This window comes from Candidatus Binatia bacterium, assembly GCA_036382395.1.
Lineage (GTDB): Bacteria > Desulfobacterota > Binatia > HRBIN30 > HRBIN30 > JAGDMS01.
In genome coordinates this window covers 1-5,469 of record DASVHW010000085.1, presented here as the reverse complement: position 1 = coordinate 5,469, position 5,469 = coordinate 1, and the positions used below count along the sequence as shown (strand labels likewise).

Genomic DNA, 5,469 nt, shown 5'->3' with positions numbered 1-5,469 from the left:
CTTGTTCTTTTTCTTCGTCCTCATCATGGCCGCCAAATTGGAGAGCCTGGTGACGCTCGGGATCTGCGCCGCAGCCATCGGTTTCGCCAGCTTTCTCCTGGGCACTGATCAAGCAGGCTGGGCATCACCGACGCTCATGCGAGTGCCCTTCACGTTCGCCACGGGGTTGTTCTTCGGGTACGTAGTGCTCCCCGAGCGCAGCGGCCAAATGTACACCTTCCACTCCCCGGCCGCACCGGCGGGTCAACGACCAGCGCGGAAACACGCGTCCTCGAGAACCGCCCGGACCGGCAAGGACCAGGGCTCTCGCTAGGCCAGCGTGCCCGATCCCAGGCTCTTTTCCCTTGTCGGTAAACTGGACGCAACGCGGCGGTGCGCCCGGTCTCACCCGTTTGCCCCGGCGACACGGCTCAGTTCATCGTCGATCGCCTCCTTGAACGTCTCGAACGGCTGCGCCCCTGAAATAAAGCGACCATTGATGAAAAATGCGGGAGTGCCGCGCACGCCGGCACTGCTGCCATCGGCAATGTCCTTGTCAATCGAGGCGGTGGACGGCGTCTGGGTGAGACACGTGTCAAACTTCGCCCGATCCAACCCCACCGCCGTGGCCAGCTCCTTCAGGCGGTCAACTGCCAAGTCCTCACCCGCAAAGAGCTTGTCGTGGTACTCCCAGAATTTCCCTTGCGCCTCGGCGCAGCGCGCGGCTTCGGCCGCAGGTCGGGCGTGTTCGTGGAACGGCAGTGGATAGTCGCGCCACACGAAGCGTATCTTGTCGCCGTAGGTCTTCAGCACCTGGTCGATGGTAGCCGCCGAGCGCCTGCAAAACGCGCACTCATAGTCAGCAAACTCGATGATGGTCACGGGCGCCTTCGCATTGCCGCGCACCGGCCGTCCTCCGTCGCCGACGTTCACCGTCGGTGGGCGTAGCGACACGGTCGGCTTGTACCTCTGCTTCAGTTCAGCGACGAAGGCCTGGTTGCGTTCCGCCTGCTGCTGCTCTCGCAAAAATGCCACGATCCGCGGCCTGACGCTGTCGAGCGGCTGGTCGCCGATCTCTTCCTTGGCCCCGTCATACACCTGCTGAATCTGCTCCGCGGTGGGGGCACTCACCTTGTCCTCCACCTCCTGCTTAGCCAGCACCTCGACCGTAGTGCCACGCGCCTGTGCCTCCCGCGTGTACAATTCTTCGGCGATCATCTGGTCGAGCCCTTGGCGCAGGGCTTCGTAGCGCTGACTCTCGATTTCGATCAGTTTGCCGCTCACTTGATGCTCGAGCTCACCTTGCGTGATGGCACGCGACCCCACGGTGGCGACCACAGCGTCGGCACCAGGCGCCCTCTTGCCCTCCGCCGACTTCGCCGCCGCCTGTTCCACCTGCGATCCAGTCCCACCCGGCGCGGTAGCCGTATCGGTTGATGCGGGCGGTTGGCTGCACGCCGCCAGCAGCAGGGCCACCGCGAAGACGCTCGACCTGGATTTATGCATTCGCCTCTCCTCTGCGAAAAAATCCAAAGTTACGGCGTCCCTGCCGTTACGTCAACAGCGAGCGCCCGGGCAGGTCACCCTCACGGTCGGTTGGACTTATGCAGTTGATTGTCACCGCGGAACTTAGGTACAAGCATGGCGTTAGAGGCAGCACCTACGGGGGAAGGGAAAAAGTAAAGGAGTGCGCCGCCATGGAAGAGCACCTGCGCCGTAGCATCGAGACACTTCTGGCGAGTCAACAACCAGAAGACCTTCACCGGGCTCTGGATCTCATCAAGAAGGAGATCTCCAAGGTCGGAACCGATGAAGCCGGCAGGCTGTTCGAAATGGTCTCGACCCTCTTCTACATTGATCCGCTGGACCGACCCGACCTGGCGCCCTTGCTGAATGAAGCCATTGCGCTCGTGGTCGGTTTCGGGAAGTGGGTCATCCCGGCTTTACTCACGCAACTGGACGCCGGTGATCTCAAAGCGCAGATAGCCATTGCCAACGCCCTGGGCCGCCTGGGCGCCGATGCCATTCCGCCCCTCGTCGCCGAGTACCAATCCTCGTCCGATCCAGGCCGCCGCCAGTTCGTCCTGTACGCGTTGGGAAAAATCAAATCACCAAAGATCGTGCAGGCCGCTGCCTACGCCCTCCAGGCTGCGGAAGCGCAGGACCGCGAGCTGCGCGACACCGCTACGCGCGCGATCGGCAAGTTCGCCGAGTCCATCCCGCCGGCCGCGCTACCCGAGGACACGCGCCGTCGCTTTGTACAAACCTTGCAGAAGAATCTCGCCGATCAGAACCCCAGCATCCGCGCCAAGGCCATCCGCAGTCTGGGAAAGCTGGCCAAATTCGGACATCTCACGGCGCCGGAACGGACCACCCTGCGCGAGACTTTTGAGCATATTGTGGGCAAGGATGAGCGCTTCGAGTGGGATCGCGCCTACCTCGTCCGCAAAGAAGCGATCGAGGCACTTACGTATCTCTAGCGGGCTGCGCCCCGTCGCTTATCGCGTATGGCATATGGCCCAGGGTCAGAAACCCATAAGCGCCAATAGACGCGCATCGCCGGAAATGATCCAGCGAGCCTTACCGGCCACCGCGCACGCGAGCACACGGTTGTCGACAATCGACGGGCTTGCGACCAAGACGATTCTCTTGGCCTCACCGACGCGCAGGGCGGATAGTCCCTACAAACGGCGGATAGTCCCTACAAACGGGGTATTTGACATAAGAGCCGAATATCGGACGTTGCCGTCATCCCCCCTGCCTCGCCGAAGCGTTCAGACGGACACCCGTATACGGAACGAGTAACATTTAGACCGACACTCTATCTAGGATCGCTTCGAGGTAACGCGATTTCATTTGCTGGCTTGCCAACGCGCGCTTGACCGGCGGCGCTTTGAGAATCACACTCAGAATCGCCGCCATCGCGCGATGACTGAACAGCGCGCGATTATCGAAAATCAAATCTTGTAAATTGCCGCGCTCGATTGCCATCATCACAATGCGCGCCGTCGAATTAACGGGCGTGATGACGCGCTGTGCGCGCGATTCAAGCTGGATGCCGTGCGTTGGACACACGCGCGCACAGACGCCGCAACCCAGACAAATATCGACATCGAGCTTGGCTTTGCGCTTGTAGGCGTGATGCGGATCGTGCGCTGAGACAACGGTCATCGCCTCCACCGGGCAGATGTTCGCGCACTTGCCGCAACCGTTGCATTTCTCCAATTCAATCGACGGAATGAAATTCGTCGTGTGCACTGGGTTCATCATGCCGAATTTGCGCGCAGCAATCATCGCTTCGCAACAACAACCACAACAATTGCAAATAAAGTTGACGCCCTCGCGCACGTTCTCGCCAAATTGCACGAGATTATTCGCGTACGCCTGCGCGAGCAAATCCATCCCTTCCGATTTGCTCACGGAACGCGCATAGCCGTGACGAATGAGCGACTGCGCGCTCCCGTTGAACGTCATGCAAATATCTTTCGGCGCGTTGCAATCGCGTCCGACGTGTTGCATCTTGTGGCGACAGTAGCAGACGCCGATGCCCATCGCCGTCGCGCTGTCGATGACATGACTCGCGCGCTCGTAATCGAGAACGTGAAGCGCGTTGTCGGCGGAAAGCATCGGCTCGTTGACGAACACACGACCCAGCTGCGTCTCGCCGTTCGCAAAAAGCGCGCGAATGAAATCGTCTTCGACAGTGATGTACTGGTAAAACAATTCGCCGAGCATTTTTTGATCGATGTCACCGCGCAAGCGCATCATCGAGAACTCGAAAAACCCAGCCATTGGCGGCGGCAGGACGTACATCATTTCACCGCTGGGTGTTTCCGTATCAAGCAGAACTGCGCGGCTGGCAAGACCTTCGAGCACGTTGCGCGCTTCGGTCACGTCGATCTTCCAAATCTTCGCCGCTTGCTGTGCGGTGAATGGCTTGACAGGAACCTGCGCGACGAGTTCCGCTTCGCGCTCGCTGAACAGCATTTCCAAAATGCGATAGAGCAAATCGGACGGCGGCGCGCCTTGCGGAAAACGATTGAGACGTTCGACTAAATCATGATAACCAGGTTTCAGAGTTGTGTGCGCCATTGCAGCCTCATCGATCAGACCTGCCAGTTTCCTTAAACCCGGAAGGTCACTCCAACCATCTCCTCACTCACCTGCCACAATTGTTTCTGCGCCGCTTCATCATACGACACGGGCGATGATTGGCGTTCCTTTTTCTTGACCCAGTATTTGCCCGTTATACCTTCCACTTCGGGCGACGACGCGAGATAAACCATCGTCTCTGCGCCATCGGCAATGCTGATCGATCCGAAATTCATAAAGACACGCGCGACCTTGCCCAGCGCCCCGTTGTTCGCCGCAAAATTCGTGGCGACCATCCCAGGATGCACCGCATTCACCGTCATCCGCCGCCGGACGCACGAGCCAGAACTCGCGGAAGTAAGGGAACTCTTCGGTCGTCGAGGCAATCGTATCGATGGCAATGCCGCGAGCGGACAGCCCGTACACCTGCTGCCGCGCCAGGGCGCGGAAGTAACTGGCCCCGACGAAGGCGATGAGTTCGTCGGGGTAGTCGGGCCGGTTGAGCGGGTAATGGATGCGGAAGCCGGCATATCCCAGCTTCCGAGGCACCTTCTTGGCGAAGTTGTTCTTGCCGTAGTCGAATTGATCGGTCGAGAACTCCACGGGTCGAACGCCCTGTGCGTCGATGACGTTGACGGCCACGGTGCGGTCATAGTACAGGCCGGGGTGAAAGAACTGCACCTGAAACGGCAAGTGCTCATCCCGCCACAAGGCGCGCTGCGGGCGGAAGCGGATGTCGCGCCACTGATCGTAGTCGATCTTCAGGAGCCACTCGGGCACCTGCCCTTTCGGATCTTGGAAGGGCTCGCGAGCCAGTTGCTCCGCTTGGGCGGCCACGTCGTCGAGATCGAACGCTACGCCGCGGGCCGGCATGCAGGCCGCCACCACCAAGAGGACAACACCCGCGAGCCCGGACCGCACCAGCCCCGACTTGACTTCCAGCACACCCGACATGAACCCATTCATCGCGCTCTCCGTGCACCGTCTTGGCGTTCAACAAGAACGAACGCGCGCCGCAGCGTAGCACCAGACATGGGAATCCTCCACTTGTCCGTCCTTCCACGGCGGATATGAGTTGATACGGCGGCGGCGCCTGGGTACAAGGTGGATATCGGGGGTGTTGCAATGATCAAAGGATACGCGGGCCGCGTCCTGGAAGTTGACCTGGCCAACCGGGCATTCGCCTTCAAATCACTCGACGAGAACATTGCCCGGCTCTACATCGGCGGCAAGGGGTACGGCACCCGTCTGCTGTACGACATGACCGAGCCCGGCATCGATCCGCTCGGTCCGGCAAACCCGCTCATCTTTGCCACCGGTCCCCTCAACGGCTCGGTGGCGCCGCAGTCCAACCGCTTTGTCGTGGTGTGCAAGAGCCCGCTGACGGGCGGCATCGGC

Annotated in this window: 6 protein-coding genes; 3 read left to right on the top strand and 3 right to left on the bottom strand. The window is 60.4% G+C overall.

The genetic code is table 11. The features are described from left to right. Positions 1 to 313, top strand: a 313-nt coding sequence (locus VF515_04280; protein HEX7406853.1) for a hypothetical protein, incomplete at its 5' end; no start/stop codon positions are given. Between the two features lie 71 nt (positions 314 to 384). Here the strand turns inward: VF515_04280 and VF515_04275 are convergent. After that, positions 385 to 1,485, bottom strand: a complete 1,101-nt coding sequence (locus tag VF515_04275) for a thioredoxin domain-containing protein (protein ID HEX7406852.1) — start codon at positions 1,483 to 1,485, stop codon at positions 385 to 387. Positions 1,486 to 1,676: 191 nt separating this feature from the next. Between VF515_04275 and VF515_04270 the strand changes: the two genes are divergently transcribed. Next, complete coding sequence (locus VF515_04270) at positions 1,677 to 2,459, top strand: HEAT repeat domain-containing protein (protein ID HEX7406851.1); 783 nt, start codon at positions 1,677 to 1,679, stop codon at positions 2,457 to 2,459. Between the two features lie 328 nt (positions 2,460 to 2,787). Here VF515_04270 and VF515_04265 read toward each other — a convergent pair whose 3' ends face one another. Both VF515_04265 and VF515_04260 read right to left on the bottom strand, forming a co-directional pair. Further along, the gene (locus VF515_04265; GenBank protein HEX7406850.1) at positions 2,788 to 4,071 is read right to left on the bottom strand and encodes a 4Fe-4S dicluster domain-containing protein; all 1,284 of its coding nucleotides are present in this window, start codon (positions 4,069 to 4,071) and stop codon (positions 2,788 to 2,790) included. Positions 4,072 to 4,170: 99 nt separating this feature from the next. Beyond that, entirely contained in the window at positions 4,171 to 5,037 is an 867-nt protein-coding gene (locus tag VF515_04260) for a glucan biosynthesis protein (protein ID HEX7406849.1), read from the bottom strand. 159 nt (positions 5,038 to 5,196) lie between these two features. On the opposite strand from VF515_04260, the gene VF515_04255 reads away from it, so the two are divergent. Further along, the coding region (locus VF515_04255) for an aldehyde ferredoxin oxidoreductase N-terminal domain-containing protein (protein ID HEX7406848.1) at positions 5,197 to 5,469 on the top strand (273 nt) is incomplete at its 3' end.

Coding starts and splice junctions, on each gene's coding strand:
- VF515_04275 (HEX7406852.1), bottom strand. CDS start 1,485: ATGCATAAATCCAGGTCGAGCGTCTTCGCGGTGGCCCTGCTGCTGGCG.
- VF515_04270 (HEX7406851.1), top strand. CDS start 1,677: ATGGAAGAGCACCTGCGCCGTAGCATCGAGACACTTCTGGCGAGTCAA.
- VF515_04265 (HEX7406850.1), bottom strand. CDS start 4,071: ATGGCGCACACAACTCTGAAACCTGGTTATCATGATTTAGTCGAACGT.
- VF515_04260 (HEX7406849.1), bottom strand. CDS start 5,037: ATGAATGGGTTCATGTCGGGTGTGCTGGAAGTCAAGTCGGGGCTGGTG.